The sequence below is a fragment of the Acinetobacter sp. 12966 genome, assembly GCF_031196995.1.
Classification (GTDB): Bacteria; Pseudomonadota; Gammaproteobacteria; order Pseudomonadales; family Moraxellaceae; genus Acinetobacter; species Acinetobacter geminorum.
Window position 1 is genome coordinate 1 of record NZ_JAVIMC010000080.1, and the last position, 350, is coordinate 350.

Below are 350 nucleotides of genomic sequence, written 5' to 3' on the forward strand. Positions count from 1 at the left end.
TTTGGTGCTTTTTGATAATTTGTGGCTCAAATGAACCTTCTCGATCACGGGGAATATCTAAAGCCAGTTGTCCATCTTGAGTTGTAATGGTTTTAGAACTAAACCCATTACGGCTATTTGAGCCTTTCTTGGGCTGATGCTTTTCATAACCGAGATGGTCTGAAAGTTCAGTATTGAGTGCAGTTTCAATCATGAATTTTTTAAAGACTGCTGTCATTTGGTTTAAGTCTTCTGGTGTTTTTAGACCTTTAGCCAATTCGGCAGCCATACTTTTGATTGTTGCTTCATCCATGTGAAGTACCTTTTGTAATTATCCTCTGAAGGATAAATGAAAATTAAGTACTTACACA

Annotated in this window: 1 protein-coding gene; it reads right to left on the reverse strand. The window is 36.9% G+C overall.

Going from position 1 to position 350, the window contains the following annotated elements; translation table 11 throughout:
- A partial coding sequence (locus RFW85_RS12435) for an IS256 family transposase (RefSeq protein WP_032051011.1) occupies positions 1 to 292 on the reverse strand: 292 nt, incomplete at its 3' end.
- Between the last annotated feature and the right edge of the window lie 58 nt (positions 293 to 350).